17 protein-coding genes and 1 pseudogene are annotated in these 23041 nt (G+C 71.7%); 12 read left to right on the forward strand and 6 right to left on the reverse strand.

The window, feature by feature from the left end:
* Nucleotides 1–127: 127 nt before the first annotated feature.
* From AB0F88_RS04750 to hutI, 4 genes and pseudogenes are all read right to left on the reverse strand, one after another.
* Nucleotides 128–2641 carry a ComEC/Rec2 family competence protein gene (locus AB0F88_RS04750; RefSeq protein WP_362677369.1) on the reverse strand — a complete coding sequence of 838 codons (2514 nt, stop codon included), beginning with the start codon at nt 2639–2641 and terminating at the stop codon, nt 128–130.
* A gap of 163 nt (nt 2642–2804) precedes the next feature.
* Complete coding sequence (locus AB0F88_RS04755; protein ID WP_362677371.1) at nt 2805–3683, reverse strand: ComEA family DNA-binding protein; 879 nt, start codon at nt 3681–3683, stop codon at nt 2805–2807.
* 217 nt (nt 3684–3900) lie between these two features.
* Entirely contained in the window at nt 3901–4770 is an 870-nt protein-coding gene (locus AB0F88_RS04760) for a DegV family protein (RefSeq protein ID WP_362677373.1), read from the reverse strand.
* 211 nt (nt 4771–4981) lie between these two features.
* Nucleotides 4982–6189 (reverse strand): annotated as a pseudogene (gene hutI, locus AB0F88_RS04765) (imidazolonepropionase).
* 902 nt (nt 6190–7091) lie between these two features.
* Between hutI and AB0F88_RS04770 the strand changes: the two are divergent.
* The 6 genes from AB0F88_RS04770 to AB0F88_RS04795 are packed head-to-tail and all read left to right on the forward strand — an operon-like array spanning nt 7092 to nt 13004.
* Nucleotides 7092–7976 carry an STAS domain-containing protein gene (locus AB0F88_RS04770; RefSeq protein WP_362677375.1) on the forward strand — a complete coding sequence of 295 codons (885 nt, stop codon included), beginning with the start codon at nt 7092–7094 and terminating at the stop codon, nt 7974–7976.
* Nucleotides 7976–8356, forward strand: a complete 381-nt coding sequence (locus AB0F88_RS04775; RefSeq protein WP_362677376.1) for an STAS domain-containing protein — start codon at nt 7976–7978, stop codon at nt 8354–8356. Before AB0F88_RS04770 ends, AB0F88_RS04775 begins: the two co-directional genes overlap by 1 nt.
* On the forward strand, nt 8353–8754 hold the full coding sequence (locus tag AB0F88_RS04780) for an anti-sigma regulatory factor (protein ID WP_362677378.1): 402 nt from the start codon (nt 8353–8355) through the stop codon (nt 8752–8754). Before AB0F88_RS04775 ends, AB0F88_RS04780 begins: the two co-directional genes overlap by 4 nt.
* Nucleotides 8742–9752 carry a SpoIIE family protein phosphatase gene (locus tag AB0F88_RS04785; RefSeq protein ID WP_362677380.1) on the forward strand — a complete coding sequence of 337 codons (1011 nt, stop codon included), beginning with the start codon at nt 8742–8744 and terminating at the stop codon, nt 9750–9752. The genes AB0F88_RS04780 and AB0F88_RS04785 overlap by 13 nt, the downstream gene beginning before the upstream one ends.
* Entirely contained in the window at nt 9749–11431 is a 1683-nt protein-coding gene (locus AB0F88_RS04790) for an ATP-binding protein (RefSeq protein ID WP_362677382.1), read from the forward strand. Before AB0F88_RS04785 ends, AB0F88_RS04790 begins: the two co-directional genes overlap by 4 nt.
* Nucleotides 11424–13004 (forward strand): SpoIIE family protein phosphatase, encoded by a 1581-nt coding sequence (locus tag AB0F88_RS04795; protein WP_362677384.1) that lies wholly within the window; start codon nt 11424–11426, stop codon nt 13002–13004. The genes AB0F88_RS04790 and AB0F88_RS04795 overlap by 8 nt, the downstream gene beginning before the upstream one ends.
* 63 nt (nt 13005–13067) lie before the next feature.
* Here the strand turns inward: AB0F88_RS04795 and hflX are convergent, their stop codons facing one another.
* Both hflX and AB0F88_RS04805 read right to left on the reverse strand, forming a co-directional pair.
* Entirely contained in the window at nt 13068–14438 is a 1371-nt protein-coding gene (gene hflX / locus AB0F88_RS04800) for a GTPase HflX (RefSeq protein ID WP_362677954.1), read from the reverse strand.
* Nucleotides 14439–14688: 250 nt separating this feature from the next.
* Nucleotides 14689–15372 (reverse strand): DUF4097 family beta strand repeat-containing protein, encoded by a 684-nt coding sequence (locus AB0F88_RS04805; protein ID WP_362677386.1) that lies wholly within the window; start codon nt 15370–15372, stop codon nt 14689–14691.
* Nucleotides 15373–15614: 242 nt separating this feature from the next.
* Between AB0F88_RS04805 and aceB the strand changes: the two genes are divergently transcribed.
* The 6 genes from aceB (at nt 15615) to AB0F88_RS04835 (ending at nt 22937) form a co-directional block, all read left to right on the forward strand.
* On the forward strand, nt 15615–17201 hold the full coding sequence (gene aceB / locus AB0F88_RS04810; RefSeq protein WP_362677388.1) for a malate synthase A: 1587 nt from the start codon (nt 15615–15617) through the stop codon (nt 17199–17201).
* A 109-nt stretch (nt 17202–17310) separates the two neighbouring features.
* Nucleotides 17311–17946 (forward strand): DUF1016 N-terminal domain-containing protein, encoded by a 636-nt coding sequence (locus AB0F88_RS04815; RefSeq protein WP_362677390.1) that lies wholly within the window; start codon nt 17311–17313, stop codon nt 17944–17946.
* An 82-nt stretch (nt 17947–18028) separates the two neighbouring features.
* Nucleotides 18029–19486: an FAD-linked oxidase C-terminal domain-containing protein gene (locus AB0F88_RS04820; RefSeq protein ID WP_362677392.1), complete on the forward strand. Its 1458-nt coding sequence runs from the start codon at nt 18029–18031 to the stop codon at nt 19484–19486.
* A complete protein-coding gene (locus AB0F88_RS04825) occupies nt 19486–20769 on the forward strand; it encodes an FAD-binding oxidoreductase (RefSeq protein ID WP_362677394.1) in 1284 nt (427 codons plus the stop codon). Before AB0F88_RS04820 ends, AB0F88_RS04825 begins: the two co-directional genes overlap by 1 nt.
* A 1-nt stretch (nt 20770) precedes the next feature.
* On the forward strand, nt 20771–22018 hold the full coding sequence (locus tag AB0F88_RS04830) for a heterodisulfide reductase-related iron-sulfur binding cluster (protein WP_362677396.1): 1248 nt from the start codon (nt 20771–20773) through the stop codon (nt 22016–22018).
* Nucleotides 22019–22166: 148 nt separating this feature from the next.
* The gene (locus tag AB0F88_RS04835) at nt 22167–22937 is read left to right on the forward strand and encodes an IclR family transcriptional regulator (RefSeq protein WP_362677398.1); all 771 of its coding nucleotides are present in this window, start codon (nt 22167–22169) and stop codon (nt 22935–22937) included.
* Nucleotides 22938–23041: the final 104 nt, after the last annotated feature.

Genomic DNA, 23041 nt, shown 5'->3' on the forward strand with positions numbered 1-23041 from the left:
TTCGCAATCGGAATGCAGGTGCCGCGAGGCACTCTGGGAACAACACAGGAGGTGAGAACCATGACAAACTCCACTATTCGCCGCTACGCCTGCCCCCGCTGCGGAGCGTCCCTCGACGAGGGCCCGATCATGTACCGTTGCGCGCGCTGCAGCCGGTCGGTCTACGCCGCCGACGTGGACACCGAGTTCCGCCGCCCGGCCAGGACCGGGAGCTGACCCACACTCCCCGGGCAGAACCGGGATCCGGCCCACGCCCCCGGCCGGAACCGAGGCCTGACCCGTACCGCCCGGCCAGGACCGGGACTCGGCCCGCGCCGGCCCCGCCCATCCGGGCCGTGCCCCATGAGACGCCCGCCAACGGGGTCGCGCGCCCTCGGGCGACGACCGCCAGAGCCCCCTCGCGGACCACCACCGCGAGGTCTCCCGACAGGTCCGTCCGGTAGGCGCGCATGCCGAGCCGGTGCAGCGCGGTCAGGGTCGACGGGGCGGGGTGGCCGTAGCCGTTGTCCGCCCCCACACTGATCAGAGCGGCACGGGCACCGGAGGCGGCGAGGAAGGCCGGGTCGTACCTGCCAGAGCCGTGGTGCGGGACCTTGAGGATCTCGGCGGGCGGCAGGCCGCGCCGGAGCAGCTCCGCCTGGGCCTCGGTCTCGATGTCTCCGCTGAGCAGAGCCGCCCCCGCGGCCCAGCGGACGTGCACCACGACGCTGGCGTTGTTGACGGCCGCCCCCTCCCCCACGCCGGGCGGGGGGTCCTCGGCCACCGGGCCGATGACCGTGAGCTCCGAGGGTCCGAACCGCCAGCTCGCACCGGGCCTCGCCGCCCACGCGACCACGTGGCGGCGGGCGAGATCGGCGCTCAGCCTCACCCCCTCGCGCTCTCCGGCACCGTGCGGGGTCACCATGACCGCTCCCACGGCGCGCCCGCGGAAGACGCCGTCGAGACCGCCCACGTGGTCGAGGTGCGGATGGGTGAGAATGACCAGCGGCACCTCCCCGATCCCCATGGAGCGCAGGCAGCGGTCCACCGGCACCGGGTCCGGTCCCGCGTCCACCACCACGGCCCGCCCCGGCCCCGCCGCGACGAGCAGGGCGTCCCCCTGACCGACGTCGCAGGCCACGAGCAACCATCCGCGAGGCGGCCAGCGTGCCACGATCGGCGCGGCCACCGTCACGGCGAGGACCAGCCCGGCGAGGGCCGCCAGGACGATCAGGCGTGGCCGCCGGTGCCGCAGCACCAGCACGGCGAGTGGCGCGGCACAGGCCAGCAGGAGCAGGCCGGTGACGCCGCCCGGCCACGGGATCACGCCCAGCGGGAGCGCCGCGGTGTGCTCGGCCACCTCGATGATCCATCCGGTGGCCAGCCCCGCCGGCCGGACCAGCAGCTGGGCGAGCCCTATGTGCAGGGGCGCGATCAACGCCACCGCGAAACCGAGCAGGGTGGCGGGGGCCACGGCCGGGCCCGCGAGCAGGTTGGCCGGGATCGCCACCGGTGCGAGCTGTCCCGACATCAGGACCAGGACGGGAGTGACCGCGACCTGGGCGGCGGCGGCCACGGCGGTCGCCTCGGCGAGCCATCGGGGCATGCGGGCCGAGAGCCGGTCGCGCCAGCCCGGGGCGAGGACCAGGATGCCCGCGGTCGCCGAGACCGACAGGGCGAAGCCGTAGGAGCGGGCGAGGTCGGGGACGAAGAAGACTAGCCCCAGGACGGTCGCCGACAGGGCCGCGACACCGTCGCGCGAGCGGCCCGTGCCGAGGGCGAGGGCGGCGACCCCGCCCATCAGGAGGGCCCTGAGCACGCTGGGCGAGGGCCGGGCGACGACCGCGAAGGCGACCATGGCCGCCATCGCCAGCACCGCCCGCGCCGCGAGAGGCAACCCGGCCACCCTGGCCAGCGCGACCGCCGCCCCCGCCACGACGGCGAGGTTCGCGCCGGAGACCGCGAGAAGATGGCTGAGGCCCGCCGCCTTGAAATCGGCTTTGACCTGCTCGTCCATCCGGGACACGTCGCCGACCACCAGGCCGGGCAGCAGTCCGCGCTGCGCCGGCGGCAACACGCCGGCCGCCTCCCGCAGCCCCGACCTGAGCGCCCCGGCCGCGCGCTGCTCCCAGGAGGGCCCGCTCAGGACCCGCGGCGCTCCCCTGACCAGCACCACCGCCGCGAGCAGCTCTCCGGGGTCGGCCCGGCCGAAACGCCCGCTGACCTCCACCCGCTGGCTGGGCAGCAGGGAACGCCACCCGGCGCCCGAGACGAACAGCACCACCGGAACCCGCAGCGCCACCCTGCCCGCTCCCGTCCCGACCGACTCGACCCGGGCGGGCACCACGAAACTCTCCCGGGGGAAAGGCCCTCCCCTTCGGCTCGTCTCCCGGGGATCGTCGGTCACCACCACCTCGGCCGTCGCCGAGGCGTTCCTGCTCGCGAGCTCGGCGACCGGCCCCGTACCGACCGCGTGCACCCGGAAGGCCACCGACCCCGCCACCGCGGCGGCGCATCCCAGGACCGCGATCGCGGCGTTCCGCCGGCCCGTCACCCCCTGGGCCCGGGTCAGGACGGCAACGGCCAGGGCGCCCGCGGTCATGAGACCGGCCGTCACCGCACCGGTCGCGGCCGAGCAGCCCAGCAGGACGAGGGCGGTCATCCATGAGGCCGCCGCCGGCAGGACCAGATGCGTGGCATGCGTGCGCCACCCCTTTCCTGAACCGCCCAGGATTCCCATCCCTTCGGACCCGCCGAGGGACGCGGAGCCACCGGAGCCACCGGCCGTGGCGAACCGCGTCACGGCCCTCCTCGCGGCCGAGGTGTCAGACACGGGCCCTGTCCCGCATCTCGGCGTACTTCCGGTCACCTATCCCGCTCACGTCGCGAAGCTGCTCGACGGAGCGGAAGCCGCCGTGTGCGTCGCGGTATTCGACGATGCGCCGGGCGAGCACCTCGCCCACGCCCGGTAGCTCCTCGAGCTGCTCGGGGGTGGCGGCGTTGAGGTCGACGACGGCAGTGGTGGGATCCATCGGATTCACCGGAGCGGGCGCCGCCGCGACGGTGGCCGTGCCGGAAAGGCCGACGACGATCTGCTCGCCGTCGATGAGCCTGCGCGCGAGGTTGAGGGATCCCGTGACGGCCGCTCCACGGACGCCCCCGGCCTCCCGGAGCGCGTCGGCGACCCGTGAACCGCCGGGCAACGTGATCACCCCGGGCCTGCGGACCTTACCCGTCACGTGAACGGTCAGCTCGGCGACCGGCGTGGACTCCCGCCGCGAAACGGTGACGGGTGCCGACAGCGGTGACCCGGCGATCGGCATCGGCGGGGCCAGGGGCTCGGGCTCCGGCTGGGACCGCCAGGCGTACAGACCGCCCGCGACGGTGGCCACCAGGGCGACGAGCAACAGGAGGCGCAGCCCTGGACGCTCAGGACCGAGCGCGGCCTTCTGGGTGGCCACGACCTTGCGGAGCGCCTCGAAGGACGGAGGGATCGGCGCCGAACGCATGCGCGCGGCGGGACCGTCGTGGACGACGACGTCCTCCGGCTCGCCCTGACCACCGGCCCGCGCATGCCTGCCCTGGCACGGCATGCCGGCCGGGCGGCACGGCGTGGGCGCCCGGTCGGGTGATCCGCCCCCGGTCAGGGTCCGCAGTCGCGACTCGGCTTGGAACCGCTCGGTGTTCTGGCCTGTGGTCCGCACCCGCAGGACGCTACGGAGACGGCGGCGGGCGCACTTTCGCCGAATCTCGTTCTGGGGATAAGGGAACAGTCGGCGGATCGCGTACCGGAGCGCGGGGACACAGACCGGCCTGATCGGCGCGCGGGTCAACGAGACGAGCCATCAGAGCGAGCCACCCGAGCAGATCACCGCAGCGGAGCACCGAATCCGGGCAAGAAGCCCGGCACAAAGCCGGGCCTCACGGATCGGTGGACACCAGGGGCTCGCCCGCGGAGACGGTGATGCCGAGCATGCCTGGACCGACGTGCGCGCCGATCACCGGGCCGACCTCGACGACGATGACCCTGGCAAGGGCGGGAATGCGCCGGTGCAGTCGTGCGGCCAGGGTGTCCGCGCGGGACCGGGCGGCGAGGTGCTGGACGGCGACCTCCACCGGGCCCGTGCCCGCGGCCTCGACCGCGAGGTCTTCGAGGCGGGCGATGGCTCGGCTCGCCGTGCGGACCTTCTCCAGAGGAACGATCGCGCCGTCGGAGATGTGCAGGATCGGCTTGATCATCAGCGCCGATCCGAGGAGGGTCTCCGCCGCGCCGATCCGGCCTCCCCTGCGGAGATACTCCAGGGTGTCGACGTAGAAGAAGCTGCGCACCGACTCCGCGCGGCGGCGGGCGGCGTCCGCCACCTCGGTCCGTGTCGCGCCCGCCGCGGCGGCGCTCGCGGCGGCGAGGACGGGGAACCCGAGGCCCATGGCGATGGACCTGCTGTCGACGACGTCGACCGGGACGGGGGAATGCTCGGCCCCCGCCCGGGCGGCCTCGACCGTACCGGACATCTCCGCTGACAGGTGGATGGAGACGATGCCGGTCGCGCCCCGGGCCGCCGCCTCGTTGTAGGCGTCCGTGAAGCGGCGCGGGGCGGGCATGGAGGTCGTCACCTGGCCCCGTTCCCGCAGTATGTCGCCCATGCTCGCACCCTCGATCCGCGGCATGTCGTCGAGCGGTCTGCCTCCCACGATCATCTGGAGCGGCACCACGACGATTCCCCGGCGGGAGATCTCCTCAGGCGGGAGGTAGGCGGTGGAGTCCGTGACGACGGCGACCGGTGGAGACATGCCCAGAGGTTACGTGGTGGAGATCACGCGAAGGAGACGGGACCGGCCTTTTCCCCAGGTGAACGACTTCCCTGGTGAACGACGAGGAGCCCTTCGCGAACGGCGGGAAGCCGAGAGCGCGAGAGAAACGGCCGTCCGAGGGGAGTGGCCCGCCGGAAGCGGGGATCCGGCGGGCGAGGGTTCCGGGAGCGGAACCTCCGGAAGGAGAGACCTACTGGACGGGGGTGCCGCCGCGCCAGACCCTGCGGGGCTTGAGGCCGAAGGCCCAGGCGAAGGCGCCCTCGTGGTCGGCGTCCCACTGGACGATGTCGGCCAGGCGGCCGGGGGCGAGAACGCCGCGATCGGGGGCGCCGAGGACCGTGGCACCACCGAGGGTGGCGGCTCGGAGGGCGTCGCCGACGCTCATGCCGAAGGCCGCGACGGCGAGGCTGATGACCAGGGACATCGAGGTGATGCCGCAGTGGCCCGGGTTGTGGTCACTGCCGAGGGCCACCGTGACCCCCTGGGCGAGCATCCGGCGGACCGGGGGCAGGCTGCCACGCTGGAGGGCGGTCCCGGGACAGACCACGGCGGGGACGCCGTAGCGGGCCAGGATCGCGATGTCCTCGTCGGTGGTGTGGTGGAGCAGGTCGGCGGAGGCGCAGCCGAGTTCGGCGGCGAGCTGGACGGCGCCGCGCCGGGTGTAGGCGCCCGCGTGCAGGCGGGGCAGCAGGCCGACGTTGCGTCCGGAGGCCAGCACCCAGCGGGCCTCCTCCGCGGTGAAGTGGCCCTCGTCGCAGTAGACGTCGACACCGTCGGCTCCCGCCGCGGCGGCGTCGGCGCACCAGGCGCCCACGGCCTCGACGTAGTCGCGCTGGCGGCCGAAGTATTCGGGCGGGACGACGTGCGCGGCCATGAAGGTCACGTGCACCCGCGGCATCATCGGCTCTTTCTCCAGCTCGCGCAGGAGTCGCACGTCGGCCAGCTCGCCGTCACGGGTGAGGTGGTAGCCGGTCTTGGCCTCGATGGTGGTGGTGCCGCTGAGCAGCCAGTCGCGGAGCCGCTCGCGGACGCCGTTGCAGAGCGTCCGGGGTCGGTGCCGCGGGTGACCGTCACGGTGGAGCCGATGCCGCCGCCCGCCGCGGTGATCGCGGAGGGGGTGGAACCGCTGGAGCGCATCGCCATCTCGGCGTAGCGGTTTCCCGCGTAGACCGGATGGGTGTGCGCGTCGATCAGGCCGGGAGTGACCAGCGCGCCGCCCAGGTTCTCGACATGGTCGACGTCGACGATGTCGTCGACGACACCCGGCACGCTCTGCGGAAGATCCGCGGCGCGGCCGACCCAGGCGATCCGGTCGTTGTGGACGAGGATCGCCGCGTTGCTGAACACGTCGTTTCCGGTCCAGAGCCGGCCGATGTTGGTCAGGAGGCGGACCGTCATCGCATCACCGCCTTGTGTTCAGGGGAAGACACCTGGAGGAGGACCGCAGCCGGACGGGGCGAGCCGCCCCGGACGTCGCCGGGCACCGTGCCCTTCAAGCCCGCTGTGAGTCCGGACGGCATCGGGGGGTCTCCTGCTCTCATCCGCGTATCCGCTGTGCGGCGACGGTATCGCCGAGATCATGATCGGGCGATTTCAGTTCAGTTACGTTATTTCACAAGTCGGCCCGCTGTACAGGCTAATTGGGAAGAACGCCGCCCCTCCGCGATCGCACCTCACCAGTCGGCTCGACGATCACGCGTGGCGTTGAGCAACTTTCCACAGCTCAGACTACTTCTTCATCGCCCGTAACAGTAGTCACCAGAGCAACTTGCGTCATAACATCTCGCTAGATTTGCCTTATGGTAGCAATCCAAACCTTGGGCGACCACTGTCACTTTTGAGGCTTTTGTACGTTTTCGCCCTCTTGTATTGCAGCCACCTCAGGCCTCCCGGTGCAAGTTTCACCATTGAAACGCCGTTCGCCACCACTCTAGGCTGACATCCGCAAGGCTCACGCTCCCTCGGCCCTCCTCCCTCTGAGGCTCCCTATCCCTCCGGGGCCCCCTATCCGAGGCCCCCTATGAGGCCCCTACAGCCCGCTGCGGCCCCCAAGGCCCTCCCGTAGTCCCCGTGCGGCCCCTGCGCTCACCCGCGATCTTCCCGGGCTCCGCGCGCGGCACGGCGCCGCACCCTGAGATCACCCGCGACGCACGTGATGTGATACGGCCGCACCGGCCGCCCGACCCGGTCGCTCACTCTTCTGAAGCTCTGGCGACAAGCGGCTCACCCGGCTCCTGAAAAAGGTCGCAAGCAGAACGTGCCATGTAGCCTTTCGTGCGAGTTGTCTCCAGGTCGTACGCATGGGAGTTGCCTTGTCCGTCCACGCGGACGCCGGTCGGCGTCGCATCGAAGAACTTTTCCAGGAGCACGAAGCGCGCGTCCTCAAGCGCTGGCTTGAGATCGCCCGTTCGCCCACCGGCGGCACCGGCAACCAGACGGATCGCGGAGGTCTGTCCGACCAGCTGGGCGAGCTATACCAGGCGCTGCGCCAGGCGTTCAGCGACTCCGGCGACCTCAGCGACCTGCGCGGCCTGCTCGCCGAGCTCTCCCGTGACCGCGCCCGCCAGGGTTTCACCCCGACCGAGACCGCGGTCGTGGTGTTCGGCCTGAAAGAGGCGCTCTACGAGATCGTCGAGGAGGACGGCTCTCCGGAGGCCGTGCGAGGTTTCATCTGGTTCTCCCGGGTAATCGACGACCTCGGGCTCTTCACCATGGAGAGCTACGCGGCGGCCAGGGAGAAGATCATCATCGATCAGGCGGAACAGCTGCTCGAGCTGTCCACCCCGGTGGTCAAGCTCTGGGAAGGCATCGTCGCGGTGCCCCTGGTCGGCACGCTCGACTCGGCCCGAACCCAGGTCGTCATGGAGAAGCTGCTGCAGACGCTCGTCGACACCGGCTCCGAGCACGCGGTCATCGACATCACGGGGGTGCCCGCCGTCGACACCGAGGTCGCCCAGCACCTGCTCAAAACCGTGGTGGCGGCCCGGCTGATGGGCGCCGAGTGCGTGATCTCCGGCATCCGCCCGCAGATCGCCCACACCATCGTCACCCTCGGCATCGAGTTCGGCGACATCGTGACCAAGGCCACCCTCGCCGACGCGCTGGCCCACACGCTGCGGGCGAGCGGGGTCAAATTCGTCAAGGGCGCGGAGTCGCGCATCGCGGTACGGACGGTGGAGAGCTGATGGATCGTGTCCCCATCCTCAAGCTCGGCGACATCCTGATCGTCTCCATCCAGATCGACCTGCAGGACATGAGCGTGCTCGCGCTCCAGGAGGACCTGTCGGAGAGGGTGGTCGAGACCGGCGCGCGCGGGGTGATCATCGACATCACCGCCGTGGAGATCGTCGACTCCTTCATCGGCCGGATGCTGGCCACCATCGCGGCGATCTCCCGCATGCTCGACGCCGAGACGATCGTCGTCGGCATGCGCCCGGCCGTGGCGATCACCCTCGTCGAGCTCGGCCTCTCCCTCGGCGGCGTGCGCACGGCGCTCAACCTCGAGAAGGGCGTCGCGATGCTGAACCAGATCGAGAGCTCCCAACCCTCCACGGCCGCCTGGTGACGACCGTGGAGGAGTTGCCCATCAACGTCAACGGCGACGTCGTGCTGGTCCGCCAGCACGTCAGGACCGTCGCCGTGAACGTGGGCCTGTCCCTGGTCGACCAGACCAAGGTGGTGACCGCGGCCAGCGAGCTGGCCCGCAACGCCCTGGTCTACGCGGGAGGCGGGCAGGTGCGCGTCGAGGTCGTCCACAAGGGCATGCGGCGGGGCCTGCGGATGGTGTTCAGCGACAACGGGCCCGGCATCCCGGACATCGAGCAGGCGCTGACCGATGGGTGGACGACCGGCGGAGGCCTCGGCCTCGGCCTCAGCGGCTCCCGCCGCCTGGTCGACGAGTTCGACCTGGAATCGACTCCCGGTGAGGGCACGTTGATCACGGTGACGAAATGGGCGCGCTGATCCACTCCCAGCACGACACCTGGGTACGGGCGGAGGACGCCAGCGCGATCGGCGCGCTCCGCCGTACCGCCGTGACGCTCGCGGAGATCCGCGGGTTCAGCGAGGAGGACACCGGGCGGGTCGCCGTCGCGGTGAGCGAGGCCGCGTCGAACCTGGTCAAGCACGCGACCGAGGGGGTCGTGCTGATCCGCCCGCATCCGGAGCTGGACTCGGCCGTGGAGGTCCTCGCGATCGACCGGGGGCCGGGGATGCGGGACGTCTCGCGCGCCCTGCGCGACGGCTACTCCACCACCGGGACCCTCGGCATCGGGCTGGGCGGCATCGCCCGGATGGCCAGCGGGTACGAGGTTCACTCGATACCCGACCGGGGCACCGTGCTCGGCATGTACTTCGTCGCGCAGGGCGCCCCGCGTCCTGCGTGCCGGGTGAGCGGCCTGACCCGCCCGATCGGCGAGGAGACCGTCTGCGGCGACGCGTTCGTGATCATCGAGGAGGGCACCACGACGACCGTGATGCTCTGCGACGGCCTCGGCCACGGCCCCGCGGCCGCGCAGGCCTCCCAGGAGGCGGTACGGCTGTTCCTGCGGCACGCCGGCCTCGCCCCGGTCACCGTCCTGGAGCGCATCCACGCCGGCCTCGGCCACACCAGGGGCGGCGCGGTCGCCGTGGCCCGCGTCGACGGCGCCGCGGGCACGGTGAGCTTCGCCGGCCTCGGCAACGTCTCCGCGTGGATCGCCCACAACGACGGCCGCCAGGGAATGATCTCCGTCCCGGGCATCGCCGGGCACAAGGCCAGGACCCTGCGCCAGTACGAGTACGCGCTGCCCCGGCACAGCGTCGTCCTGCTCCACTCCGACGGCCTGACCGAACGCTGGGACATCACCTCCTATCCCGGGCTCGTCACGCGCCTCCCCTCCGTCGTCGCCGGCACGCTGCTGCGCGATGCCGGGACCCGCAGGGACGACGCCTGCGTGGTCGCCGTCAGGCCGGGCGTATGACCGGGGACGAGCTGATCCGGATCCACGTCCAGGACGACCAGGACGTCTTCGCCATGCGCAAGCTGGGTCGTGAGGTGGCGGAGAGCGTGGGGCTGGAGGCCCAGGACCAGATCCGGGTGGCCACCGCGCTGAGCGAGATCGGCAGGGAGTTCGTCGAGGCGGGCGCCGACGTCTCCGTCTCCTTCCGGCTGGAGCGGGACGCCCTGCTCGTCGCGGTCGACTTCTCGGCGAAAACCGACTTCCGTCCTTCGGACGGCGTGACGCTGGCGGGGCGTCTCGTCGACCTCATCGAGCTCGATCCCGCCGAGGGAAGAATAAGCATGGTCAAACGGCTCCCGCAGGGCCGCAAGCCGAGACTCTCGGCGGAGGAGATCCGCGCCAGGATCGCCGCTTCGGCGCCCACCACCGCCCTCGACGAGCTGCGCAGGCAGAACAGCGAGCTCGCCGAGACCCTGGAGGAGGTCCTGCAGCTCAACACCGAGCTGCAGGAGACCAACCAGGGGGTGCTGGCGCTCTACAACCAGCTGTCCGAGGAACTGGAGGAGACCAACCGCGGCGTCGTGGCGCTCTACGCCGAGCTGGACGAGAAGTCCGCGCAGCTCCGGGTGGCGAGCGACGCGAAGAACAGGTTCTGGACCACCGTCAGCCACGAGCTGCGCACCCCCCTCAACTCGATCATCGGCCTGGTCCGCCTGCTGGTGGGACCGGGCGGGGATCCGCTGGCCGCCGAGCAGCTCCACCAGATCAACCTCATCGGCTCCTCGGCGGAGACGCTGCTGTCACTGGTGAGCGAGTTGCTCGACATGGCGAAGGCCGAGGCGGGAAGACTCGATCCCCAGCCCTCCATGGTCGATCTGATGGCCCTGGCCGAGCGGCTGCGCATGACGCTGCACCCCACCACCGGCGACGACGGGGTGACGCTCACGATGGAGGTCTCGCAGGCGCCGCCGGAGATGCTGGTGGACGAGGTGATGCTCACCCGGATCCTGCGCAACCTTCTCTCCAACGGGCTGAAGTTCACCGAGCGCGGCGAGGTCAAGCTGGAGGTGAACCTCGACGCGAACACCCAGGATCTGGTCTTCACCGTGACCGACACCGGAATAGGCGTGCCCGAGGAGCACCTGGAACGCGTCTTCGAGGAGTTCTTCCAGGTTCCCGGGCCGATCCAGGTACGGAGCAAGGGAACCGGGCTCGGCCTGCCGTACGCCCGGCGGCTGGCGGAGGCGCTGGGCGGCGCGCTGCACCTGGCCAGCGTCGCCGGGTCCGGCACCACGGCCACCCTGAGGCTGCCCTACCGGCACGACGGGACTCCCGTGGTCGGCCGGGTGCTCGTCGTGGACGACGACGAGGAGTTCCGCGCCACCGTACGCCGGATGCTCACCGGGTTCGCCGCGCACGTCGACGAGGCCTCCGACGGGCTGATGGCCCTGGAGATGATGACGGAGAACCCGCCCGACCTCGCGCTGGTGGACCTGCTGATGCCCCGCCTCGACGGCACCGCGCTGATGTTGCGGATGTCGGACGACGAGCGGTTGCGCGAGGTTCCGGTGGTCGTCGTGACCGTCGCCACGTCGCGCCAGGTCCCGGAGAGGGCACACATGATGATCTCCAAGCAGGGGCTCCGCCGCGACACCCTTCTGGAGGCCATCGGAAGCGCCCTCGGACACGCCGATGGGTGACAACGGGGCGACGGTACTCGTCGTGGACGACACCCCGACCAAGCTGTACATCCTGTCGAGCTGGCTGCGACGCTCGGGGCACAGGGTCGTGCAGGCCACCGGCGGCGTGGAGGCGCTCCTCAAGGTCAGGGAGCTGCGGCCGGACCTCGTGGTCCTGGACGTGCGGCTGCCCGACATCAGCGGCTACGAGGTCTGCGAGCAGATCAAGGCGGACCCGGCGACGTCCTCCATCCCGGTCATCCAGATCTCCGGGGCCGCGATAACCCCGGCCGACCGGGCGCAGGGCCTCGAACGCGGGGCCGACGCCTACCTGGCGGAGCCGGTCGAACCGGACGAGTTCGCCGCGACGGTCGAGGCCACGCTGCGCTACTACCGCGCCCGGAAGCGGGCCGAGCTGATGGCCCTGCGGCTGGCCACCCTCACCGAGGTCACGCTCTCGATGAACTCCGCCGAGACGTTCGACGAGCTCCTCGCCACGGCCGTCGAGGGAACCTCACGGATCCTGGGCAGGCAGGCGGGCACGCTCGCCCTGCCCCCCGACGGCCGGACCCGCAGGTTCTCCGCCTTCCCCTCGGAGGCCTCCGTCGCCAAGGTCGCGGCGCCGGACACGCTGCCCGGGCTGAGCGCGATGTCCCTGGGCGCCGCCGCCGGTACGCAGGTCTTCGCGGTGCCGGTCGCCGAGTGGCTGAAGCTGATGCCCGACGCGACGCTCAGCGGCAACGTATCGGCCGTGGTCTGCCGCACCAAGCTGGGCAGGCCTCCCGTCTACCTCGGGGTGGAGGGGACATCGCCACTCGACGCCGACGAGTCCAACGTGCTGCGCCAGCTCGGTCAGGCCCTCGCCCTCGCCGTCGACGCGCTGCGGGCGTACGCCGAGGAGCACGCGATCGCCCTCACCCTGCAGCGCAGCCTGCTGCCGACGCGGATCCCCGAGGTCCCCGGGCTCGCGATCAGCTGGCGGTATCAGCCGGCGGTCGACAACGTCGAGGTCGGCGGTGACTTCTACGAGGTCCTGCGGATGGGCCCGCGGGTGCTCATCGCCATCGGCGACGTCCAGGGACACTCGCTGCTGGCCGCCACCGTCATGGCGGAGCTGCGCCACGCGCTGCGCGCCTCCGTCATCGGCACCTCGGACCTCGGCGCGTCGATGGCGCTGCTCAACGAGGTGCTGCGGCGCTACCACCCCGGCATGACCGCCACCGTGTGCCTGCTCCTGCTCGACCCGGAGACCGGGGAGATGGAGATCGCGAACGCGGGGCACATCCCGCCCCTGTTCATCGCGGACGACCAGGCCGGCTATCACCGCCTGGGCAATCTCCTGCTGGGGGTGGCCGCGGAGACCTACCGGGTCGACCGGGTGAACGTCCCCGAGGGAGGCTCGGTGCTGATGTTCACCGACGGGCTCATCGAGGACCGCGACAAGCTGCTCGACGAGAGCCTGGAGATCGTGCGGCACCTGGCGGAGCGGGTGGAGGAGGACCAGGAGGTCTTCTGCGACCGGCTGATCGAGCGGTTCGGCGCCAGGGAGGACGATGTGGCGCTGGTGATGTTCCGCCGCGGGGCCCGTCGCTGAAACCCTCGCAAACCCTTCGCCGTACCGTCCCGGAGGGACGGTACGGCGTGCCGGAAGGGCGGGTCAGACGGCGGTCTCGACCGGCTTGGCGGTCTTCTCCAGCTCGGCGAAGAGGCCGGGCAGGACCCTGGCGTGCAGGACCGTGCCGTCCCCGGTGTGCTCGACGCCGAGGACCTCGCCCTCCTTGTGCGCCCGGGAGATCAGGTCGCCGCGATCGTACGGCACGAGAAGCCTGACCTCCTGGTCGAAGCGGGGCAGTTCCCGCTCGATCACGGCCCTCAGCTCGTCGAGCCCGGCACCGGTGCGGGCCGAGACCACGACGGTGCGACTCTCCTTCGCGGTCAGCTGGGCCAGCACCACCGGGTCGGCGGCGTCGGCCTTGTTGATGACCACGATCTCGGGGATGTCGCGGGTGCCCTCGATGTCGCCGATCACCTCGCGCACCGCGGCGAGCTGCGACTCGGGGTCGGGGTGCGAGCCGTCGACCACGTGCAGGATCAGGTCGGCGTCGCCGACCTCCTCCAGCGTGGAGCGGAACGCCTCGACGAGCTGGTGCGGCAGGTGCCGGACGAATCCGACGGTGTCGGCCAGCGTGAACAGGCGGCCGTCGGGCGTGTGCGCCCTGCGGACCGTCGGGTCGAGCGTGGCGAACAGGGAGTCCTCGACCAGCACTCCCGCGCCGGTCAGCCGGTTCAGCAGCGAGGACTTGCCCGCGTTGGTGTATCCGGCGATGGCCACGGCGGGGACCTCGCGCTGCGTGCGCCGCGAGCGCTTGGTCTCGCGGGCGGTGGTCATTCCGCCGATCTGGCGGCGCAGCTTGGCCATCCGCTCGCGGATCCGGCGGCGGTCCAGCTCGATCTTGGTCTCACCGGGACCGCGACCGCCCATGCCGACGCCGCCCGCGGCGCGGCCGCCGACCTGGCGGGACAGGTTGCCACCCCAGCCTCGCAGGCGCGGCAGCAGGTAGTTGAGCTGCGCGAGCTCGACCTGCGCCTTGCCCTCGCGGCTCTTGGCGTGCTGGGCGAAGATGTCGAGGATCAGCATGGTCCGGTCGATGACCTTGACCTTGACGATCTCCTCAAGCTGGCGGAGCTGGCCGGGGCTCAGCTCTCCGTCGCACACCACGGTGTCGGCGCCGGTGGCGGAGACGATGTCGGCGAGCTCCTGTGCCTTGCCCGAACCGATGTAGGTCGCGGTGTCGGGCTTCTGCCGGCGCTGGATCAGACCCTCCAGCACTTCCGAACCCGCGGTCTCGGCGAGGAGCTTCAGCTCCAGGAGGGAGTTCTCGGCGTCGGTCGCCGTTCCGGAGGTCCAGACGCCGACCAGGACGACCCGCTCAAGCCGCAGCTGGCGGTATTCGACCTCGGTGACGTCTTCCAGCTCCGTGGAGAGGCCCGCCACCCGGCGGAGTGCCTGGCGCTCGGCCAGATCCATCTCGCCGTTGTCGAGCAGGTCGTCGAATCGGTCGATGTCCAGCGGCTCACGAGTGTCTATGTCGTCGCTCCATTCAGATGGTTGGTGCCTGTGCGTTCTTCTCATATGAGTGAACGCCCGAACACCCCGGGTCTCTTCCCCCCGATGGTGCCACGGGAACCCCTACGTCATCACCTGGTTATCACCACTTCGTCCCCACGGGACGCGGGCGCCCCGATCGGGCGCCGGGGAACGCCCCGGGTCCGCGGCGTCAGGGGAGCAGGACCTGGGCGTCACCGGAGCCGGTCTTCAGCGTGACCTTGCGGGGCGAGGCGGGGTCCTTCGTCACCTCCACGGCCTTGTCGCCGGAGCCGGTCTCGGCGGTGACGTCGTAGCCGCCCTGGGGAAGGTACGCGACGACGTCGCCGCTCCCGGTCTCGATCCGCACCCCCTCGGGCGCGGCGGAGAATCTCGCCTCGACGTCGCCGGAGCCGGTCTCGGCGGTGAACCGCTTGGAGGTGAGGCCGCCGGCCTCGATGTCGCCGGAGCCGCTCACGGCGTTCACCTCCCCGGTCAGCCCGCGCATCGTGATGGTGCCCGAACCGGTGTCGAGCTTGGCCGTGAGGCCCCGCGGGATCTCGACCTTGTAGTCCACCGTGCAGTTCCCGCGGCAGTCGTCGCGCAGGGTGAGCGTGCCGCCGTCCACCGGGTGCCTGGGGGCGGGCTTGTCGCCGCGCCAGTGGATGGTCTCGGTCACGTGGACGGCCGTCCGGTCCGACTCTGTGACGACGATGTCGCCGGAGCCGGTGGCGACGTCCAGGTTCGTCAGCTTGCCGGTGACGTCGTAGGAGACGACCTCCTGCTGCCGCTCGCGGAAGTCGAGGGCGAAGTCGCATCCCGAGAGCACGAACACCGACCCCACGACCGCTCCGGCGACGAGCATGTTCTTCCTCATGCGCTCAACCCTCGATTTCCCGGGAAGTCTTCGCTTCCCATGTGCGACCGGCCCGCTCCCCCGCTGCCGGGGGCGCTGACCTCACTCTGTCCGAGTACGCCCCCCAGATCATCGGGGAACTCCCCGAGCGAGCCCTGAGGAAGACCCTGCCTTTGACCCGCAACCGACCCTCAAGTAGCGTCGATTCCACAATTCAGAATTACTTTTCCACGCTGCGGAAAATTGCACGGAAAGAGGGACTCATGGACGGTGTGGAGATCGGCGGCCCCATCCAGGACCGTTTCGACGAGATCCTCACGCCGGAGGCACTGGCCTTCGTGGCCACCCTCCAGCGCGAGTTCGACGGCCGGCGCCTGGAGTTGCTGGAGGCCCGCCAGGCCCGCCAGGCGGAGCTGTCGGCGGGCGGCACCCTCGACTTCCTGCCCGAGACCAGGCACGTGCGCGAGTCCGAGTGGCACGTCGCCCCGCCCGCGCCCGGGCTGGTGGACCGCCGCGTGGAGATCACCGGCCCCGTCGACCGGAAGATGACGATCAACGCGCTGAACTCGGGTGCCAAGGTCTGGCTGGCGGACTTCGAGGACGCCAACGCCCCCACCTGGGAGAACACCATCAGCGGCCAGCTCAACCTGCGCGACGCGCTCGACCGGACCCTGGACTTCTCCGCCGGGGAGAAGAGCTACGCCCTCAAGCCGGACACCGAGCTGGCCACCATCGTGGTCCGTCCCCGCGGCTGGCACCTGGACGAGAAGCACCTCACCCTCGACGGCAGGCCGTTCTCCGCCTCCCTCGTCGACTTCGGCCTCTACTTCTTCCACTCGGCGCAGCGGCAGATGGCCAAGGGCAAGGGCCCGTACTTCTACCTGCCGAAGATCGAGTCGCACCTGGAGGCCCGTCTCTGGAACGACGTCTTCGTCAGGGCCCAGGAACTGCTCGAGATCCCCCAGGGGACGATCCGGGCGACGGTGCTCATCGAGACGTACCCGGCCGCGTTCGAGATGGAGGAGATCCTCTACGAGCTCCGCGACCACTGCGCGGGCCTCAACGCGGGCCGCTGGGACTACCTCTTCAGCGTGATCAAGAAGTTCCGCACCCGCGGCCGCGAGTTCCTGCTGCCCGAGCGCAACGCCGTGACGATGACCGCCCCGTTCATGCGCGCCTACACCGAGCTGCTGGTCAGCACCTGCCACCGGCGCGGGGCCCACGCCATCGGCGGGATGGCCGCGTTCATCCCCTCCCGCCGCGACCCCGAGGTCAACAAGGTCGCCCTGGAGAAGGTCACCGCCGACAAGACCCGCGAGTCCGGCGACGGCTTCGACGGCTCGTGGGTGGCGCACCCCGACCTCGTGCCGATCTGCCGCGACGTCTTCGACGCCGTCCTCGACGACCGGCCGAACCAGCTCCACCGCCTGCGCGAGGACGTCTCCGTCTCCGCCGCCGACCTGCTCGCGGTCTCCAAGACCCCCGGCGACATCACCGAGGCGGGGCTGCGCAACAACGTGGACGTGGCGCTGCGCTACCTGGCCGCCTGGATGGGCGGGCAGGGCGCGGTGGCGATCCACAACCTGATGGAGGACGCGGCGACCGCCGAGATCTCCCGTTCCCAGATCTGGCAGTGGATCCACAACGGCATCGAGCTCGCCGACACCGGTGCCGTGGTGACCAGGGAGCTGGTCGAGAAGATCATCGACGAGGAGCTCGCCAAGATCGAGGCGGAGCCCGGCTACGACGGGACCCTCTACGGCCAGGCCACCGCCCTGTTCAAGGAAGTCGCCCTGGACGACGACTTCGCGGAGTTCCTTACTCTCCCGGCGTATGCGCGTATGCCGTGACATGACCATTCCGACGGTGAGGAATCCTCATCCCCTGGCGGGGATTCCTCACTCCGGGCGGCCACCGGGGGCGGATGCGGACGTCGGACCGAGTGGATACTTTGCGTGCATGAGCGATGACAGGAACGGCGAGGGAGCCGACCAGGGCGGGTACGAAGCGCTGCTCGACGCCGTCAAGCGCGAGATCATCGGCAGCAGGGGGCGGGTGGCACTGCTCACCACCGACACCGAGCTGATCCGGCAGTACTGGCGGATCGGCCGCCACATCCTCGACCGGCAGCCGGACGACGAGTGGGGCAGGAAGGTGGTACCCCGGCTCTCGGCCGACCTGCGCGGCGCGTTCCCCGAGGCGATGGGCTACTCGCGGACCAACCTCCTCTACATGAGGGCCTTCGCGGCCGCCTGGCCCGACTCCATCCCGCAGACGGCGCGGCCGATTCCCTGGGGTCACCACATCGTCCTGCTGGATATGCTGGACAACAGGGCTACCAGGGAGTTCTACGCGCGCAAGACCGCGGACGAGGGATGGGCCAGGGGCGTCCTGATCACGATGATCAAGGGTCGGCTCCACCTGCGCATCCGCCGCTCCCCGGCGGGACCCGTCCGCGTGCCGCCCTCCCCCGACTGCCGGGCGTCGCAGCGGGCGGCCGGCGAGCCCCGCTTCGCCGGTCTCGTGGACGAGGGCCCCAGGCACGGCAAGAATGCCGGCGCCGCCGCGCTGAGCGAGAATTCGAGACGAGGATGACGAGGGTGCCGTCCTCGATCGGCCGATGGAGGCCGGCGGGCACCGGCGGCGCCGGACCGCCGGGCACGCCGGAGGAGGAACGATGTCGACGAAGACCCTGGACGAGCCGGCCCGCAGGTTCGAGGAACTCCTCGGCCCCGGGTCGGTCATCACCGATCCCGTACGGCTGCGCACCTACGAGTGCGACGGGCTGACCCACCACCGGGTCACCCCCGGCGTCGTGGTGCTGCCCGAGAGCGCCGAGCAGGTCGCGGCCGTGGTGAGGATCTGCAACGAGTACGGCCTGCCGTTCGTGGCCAGGGGCGCCGGGACGGGACTGTCGGGCGGCGCCCTGCCCCGGGCCGACGGGGTGCTGGTCGTGACCTCGAAGATGCGGCGGATCCTCTCCGTCGACCTGCCGAACCGGCGGGCGACCGTGGAGCCGGGGGTCACCAACCTGGCGATCACCGAGGCCGTCCGCGACCTGGGCCGCTACTACGCGCCCGACCCCTCCAGCCAGCAGGTCTGCACGATCGGCGGCAACGTGGCGGAGAACTCCGGCGGCGCGCACTGCCTGAAGTACGGCTTCACCGTCAACCACGTGGTCGGCCTGGAGATCGTCACCCCCGACGGCGACATCGTCGAGCTCTCCGACACCGACCCCGGCTACGACCTGCTGGGCGCGTTCGTCGGCTCGGAGGGCACCCTCGGCATCGCGACCAAGGTCGTCGTACGGCTGAGCAGGCTGCCCGAGTCCGTCACGACGCTGCTCGCGGCGTTCGAGGACATCGAGCGGGGCGGGCAGGCGGTGTCGGCGATCATCGGCGGCGGCATCGTGCCCGCCGCGATCGAGATGATGGACGCCCTCGCCGTCGAGGCGGCCGAGGCCGCCGTGGCGTGCGCCTATCCCGAGGGCGCGGGGGCGGTGCTCATCGTGGAGCTGGACGGCCCCGCCGAGGAGGTCGCGCACCAGTTCGGCGAGGTGACGCGGCTCTGCCGGGAGAGCGGCGCGTTCGAGATACGGGTCGCCGACGACCCGGCGGAGCGGGCCGCGATCTGGCGGGGCCGCAAGTCGGCGTTCGCCGCGGTGGGCCGGATCAGCCCCGCCTACATCGTCCAGGACGGCGTCGTCCCCCGGACCGCGCTGCCCGGGGTGCTGGCGAGCATCGACGCCCTCTCCCGCGAGTACGGCATCAGGGTGGCGAACGTCTTCCACGCCGGTGACGGCAACCTGCACCCGCTGGTGCTGTTCGACGACGCGGAGCCGGACGCGGGCGAGAGGGCGGAGATCGTCTCGGGGAGGATCCTCGACCTGTGCATCGAGCACGGCGGCTCCATCACCGGCGAGCACGGCGTCGGCGTGGACAAGTCCCGATATATGACCAAAATGTTCTCCGAGGACGATCTCAACACCATGCAGCTGGTGCGCTGCGCCTTCGACCCCCGCGGCCTGTCGAACCCGGGCAAGATCTTCCCGACCCCCCGGCTGTGCGGCGAGGTCCCCGGGGTCCGCAAGGGCGTGCACCCGCTGGTCGAGTCGGGACAGGCGGAGCACTTCTGATGGGAGCACTCTTGGAGGCGCTGCGCGAGACGGGCGTGACGATCAGGGAGGCGACCGCCGACGACGCGGTGGGCGGGGTCCCGCCGCGCTGGGTGGCCCTGCCGGAGAACACCGGGGAGGTCGCCGCGCTGATGCGCGTCTCGGCCGCGCACGACCTGGCCGTGGTCCCGGTGGGAGACGGCACCAAGCTCGGCTGGGGAAACCCTCCCGAACGGTGCGACCTGCTGATCGACACCTGCTGCCTGCTCCTGGGGACCGGGTCGGGGGTCAAGCACTCCTCGGGCGACCTCGTGGCGCGGGCCGGCGCGGGGCTCCCCCTCGACGTCCTCAACGACACGCTCTCGCGATCGCGGCAGGAACTCGCCCTGGACACCCCGCTGGGCGCCGGCACGGTCGGCGGCACGCTCGCCACCGCGGTCGCCGGGCCCCGCAGGTTCCGCTACGGCACCGCCCGCGACCTGCTGATCGGCATCACGGTCGTGCTGGCCGACGGCACGATCGCCACCTCGGGCGGCACCGTCGTCAAGAACGTCGCGGGCTACGACCTGGGCAAGCTCTTCACCGGCTCGTACGGCACACTCGGCGTCATCACCGAGGCCGTCTTCCGCCTCCACCCGATCCCCGCCGACCGCCGCTGGGTCACCGTGGACCTGCCCGCCTCCGCCGGGCCGGGTTCCCCCGAGGCGAGGGACGCGCCGGCCGCGCAGGCCGCGCTGTCCGCGCTGGTCGCCGAGCTCGCGGCCTCGCAGGCCGAGCCGAGCGCCGTCGAGCTGGACTGGCCGGACCTCACCGGCGGGCCCACCGTGTCCGCGCTCGTCGAGGGGGTGGCGGCCGTCGCCCGGGCCGAGGCCGTACGCAAGACGATGGACGAGTGCGGGAGCGCGCGGATCACCACCGAGGCGCCCGGCTGGTGGACGGCGCCGCCCGGCGAGGAGGTGCTGCTGGAGCTGCGGGTCCCGCCCGCCGCCGCGTACCCGGCGCTGCGGGCGGTCGCCGCCCGCGGGCTGCCCGCGCGCGTGCGCGGGTCGGTGGCCTCCGCGGTCCTGCTGGTCGCCCTGCCGGAAAATGTCGGAGAGGCGGAGTTCGCCGGGTTCGTGACGGGGGTGCGCGACGACCTCCGCCGGCTCGGCGGCGGGCTGACGGTGCTCGCCGCGCCCGCCGCCCTCGCCCGCGGGATCGACCGCTGGGGCCCGTCGGGCGCCCTGCCGCTGATGCGACGGATCAAGGAACGGTTCGACCCCGGCCGGAGGATGTCCCCCGGCCGGTTCGCGGGAGGGATCTGACGTGGACCCTGAGCTGATCAACGACTGCGTGCACTGCGGGTTCTGCCTGCCCTCGTGCCCGACGTACGTCCTGTGGGGCGAGGAGATGGACTCCCCGCGCGGCCGGATCCACCTGATGAAACAGCACGTCGAGGGCACGCCGCTGACGCCGGAGATGGCCGGGCACTTCGACGCGTGCCTGGGGTGCATGGCGTGCGTGACCGCCTGCCCGTCCGGGGTGAGGTACGACCGGCTGATCGAGCAGACCCGGGCCGAGGTGGAGCGGGTGCACGTGCGGGAACCTGACGACAGGGCGCTGCGGGCGCTGGTCTTCCAGCTGTTCCCCTATCCCCGGCGGCTGCGGGCGATGCGGCTGCCGCTGCGGCTCAGCGCCGGGCTGCGCCGGGCGGTCGCGCCGAGGCTGGAGCGGATCAACCCGTCCCTGGCGGCGATGGCCGACCTCGCTCCCCCGGCCGCCGCCAGGGTGCGGCTGCCGGGCAGGGTCGCGGCGCGGGGGTCGCGCAGGGCCACGGTCGGGATGCTCACCGGCTGCGTGCAGGGGGAGTTCTTCCCGCAGGTCAACGAGGCCACGGCCCGGGTGCTCGCGATGGAGGGCTGCGACGTGGTGATCCCGCCCTCGCAGGGCTGCTGCGGGGCGCTGTCGCTGCACTCCGGCCAGGAGAGGCAGGCCCTGCGGTTCGCGAAGCGGACGATCGCCACCTTCGAGCGGGCGGGCGTCGACACGATCGTGGTCAACGCCGCCGGCTGCGGGTCGACGATGAAGGACTACGCGGAGATCCTCGAGGGCGAGGGCGGCGACTGGGCGGACAGGGCGCGGGCGATCAGGACCGTCGACCTGGCGGAGTATCTCGTCGCGCTCGGCCCGGTGGCCGAGCGGCATCCGCTGCCGCTCACCGTGGCCTACCACGACGCCTGCCACCTGGCCCACGCCCAGGGAATACGGTCGGAGCCCCGCAAGCTCCTGGAGGGCGTGCCCGGCCTGGAGCTGAGGGAGATCGCCGAGTCGGCGATCTGCTGCGGCTCGGCGGGGACCTACAACCTGTTCCAACCGGAGACCGCGAGGGACCTCGGTGACCGCAAGGCGGAACGGGTGCTCGCCACCGGCGCCGACCTGCTGGTCTCGGCCAACCCCGGCTGCACCATGCAGATCGCCTCGGCGATCCGCCGCCGGGGCGCCGAACCCGTCCCCGTGGCGCACACCGCCCAGGTCCTCGACGCCTCGCTGCGCGGACTGGCGAGGGTGCCGTGAGCGAGGGTCTTTCAGGCGGTGAGGGCCTGGTGAGCGGGGGTTTCGTGAGCGGGGGTCTTTCAGGCGGCGGGGTCCTGGTCAGCGGGGGTTTCGTGAGCGGGGTCCCGGTGAGCGGCCCGCCCGGCCGGTGCGGGATCGAGGGGGGCGTATGAGCGCGGTGCAGTCGGTCGACCGGGCGCTGGACGTGCTGGAGGCACTGGCCGAGCGGGGCGGCGAGGCCGGGCTCTCGGAGATCGCGGCCGGCACCGGGCTGCCGTACGGGACGATCCACCGGCTGCTGCGCACGCTGCTCGCCCGGGGCTACGTGCGCCAGGAGTCCGACCGCCGCTACGCCCTGGGCGGCGCGCTGGTGCGGCTCGGCGGGGTGGCCGAGCGCATGGTCGGCGTGTGGGCGCAGCCGTACCTGACGAGGCTGGTCGAGCTGTCGGGCGAGACGGCCAACCTGGCGGTGCTGGAGGGCGACTTCGTGGTCTACGTCGCCCAGGTGCCCTCGCCGAGGCGGCTGCGGATGTTCGCGGAGGTCGGCAGGCGGGTGCTGCCGCACAGCACGGCCGTGGGGAAGGTCCTGATGGCCGGCAGGGCGGACACCGAGGTGGCGTCGCTGGTCGAGCGGACCGGCATGCCGCGCAGGACCGCCAACACGATCACCGACCTGCCCGGGATGCTCGCCGAGCTGGAGCGGGTGCGAGAGCACGGGTACGCGATGGACCTGGGCGAGGAGGAGCTGGGCGTGCACTGCCTGGCGGTGGGCGTACGGGACGGGGCGCGGACGGTCGCCGCGCTGTCGGTGTCCGGACCGGCCGAGCGCATCACCGCGCTCGACCGGCGCGACCTCGCCGAGGGCATGCGCAGGATCGCGCACGACTTCGGCGCCGAACTGGGCCCGGTCATGCCCGGCCGGGCGGACCGCACGTCGTGAGCCGGTCGCCCGCCCCGGCGGGTACGGCGTGAGGCGACCGCGGGATCGTCCGACGGCCGCAGGACGAGGACTCCGGGAAATGGCGTGAGGCGACCGCGGGATCG

This window comes from Streptosporangium sp. NPDC023963, assembly GCF_040639135.1.
In the GTDB taxonomy this organism is placed as follows: Bacteria; Actinomycetota; Actinomycetes; order Streptosporangiales; family Streptosporangiaceae; genus Streptosporangium.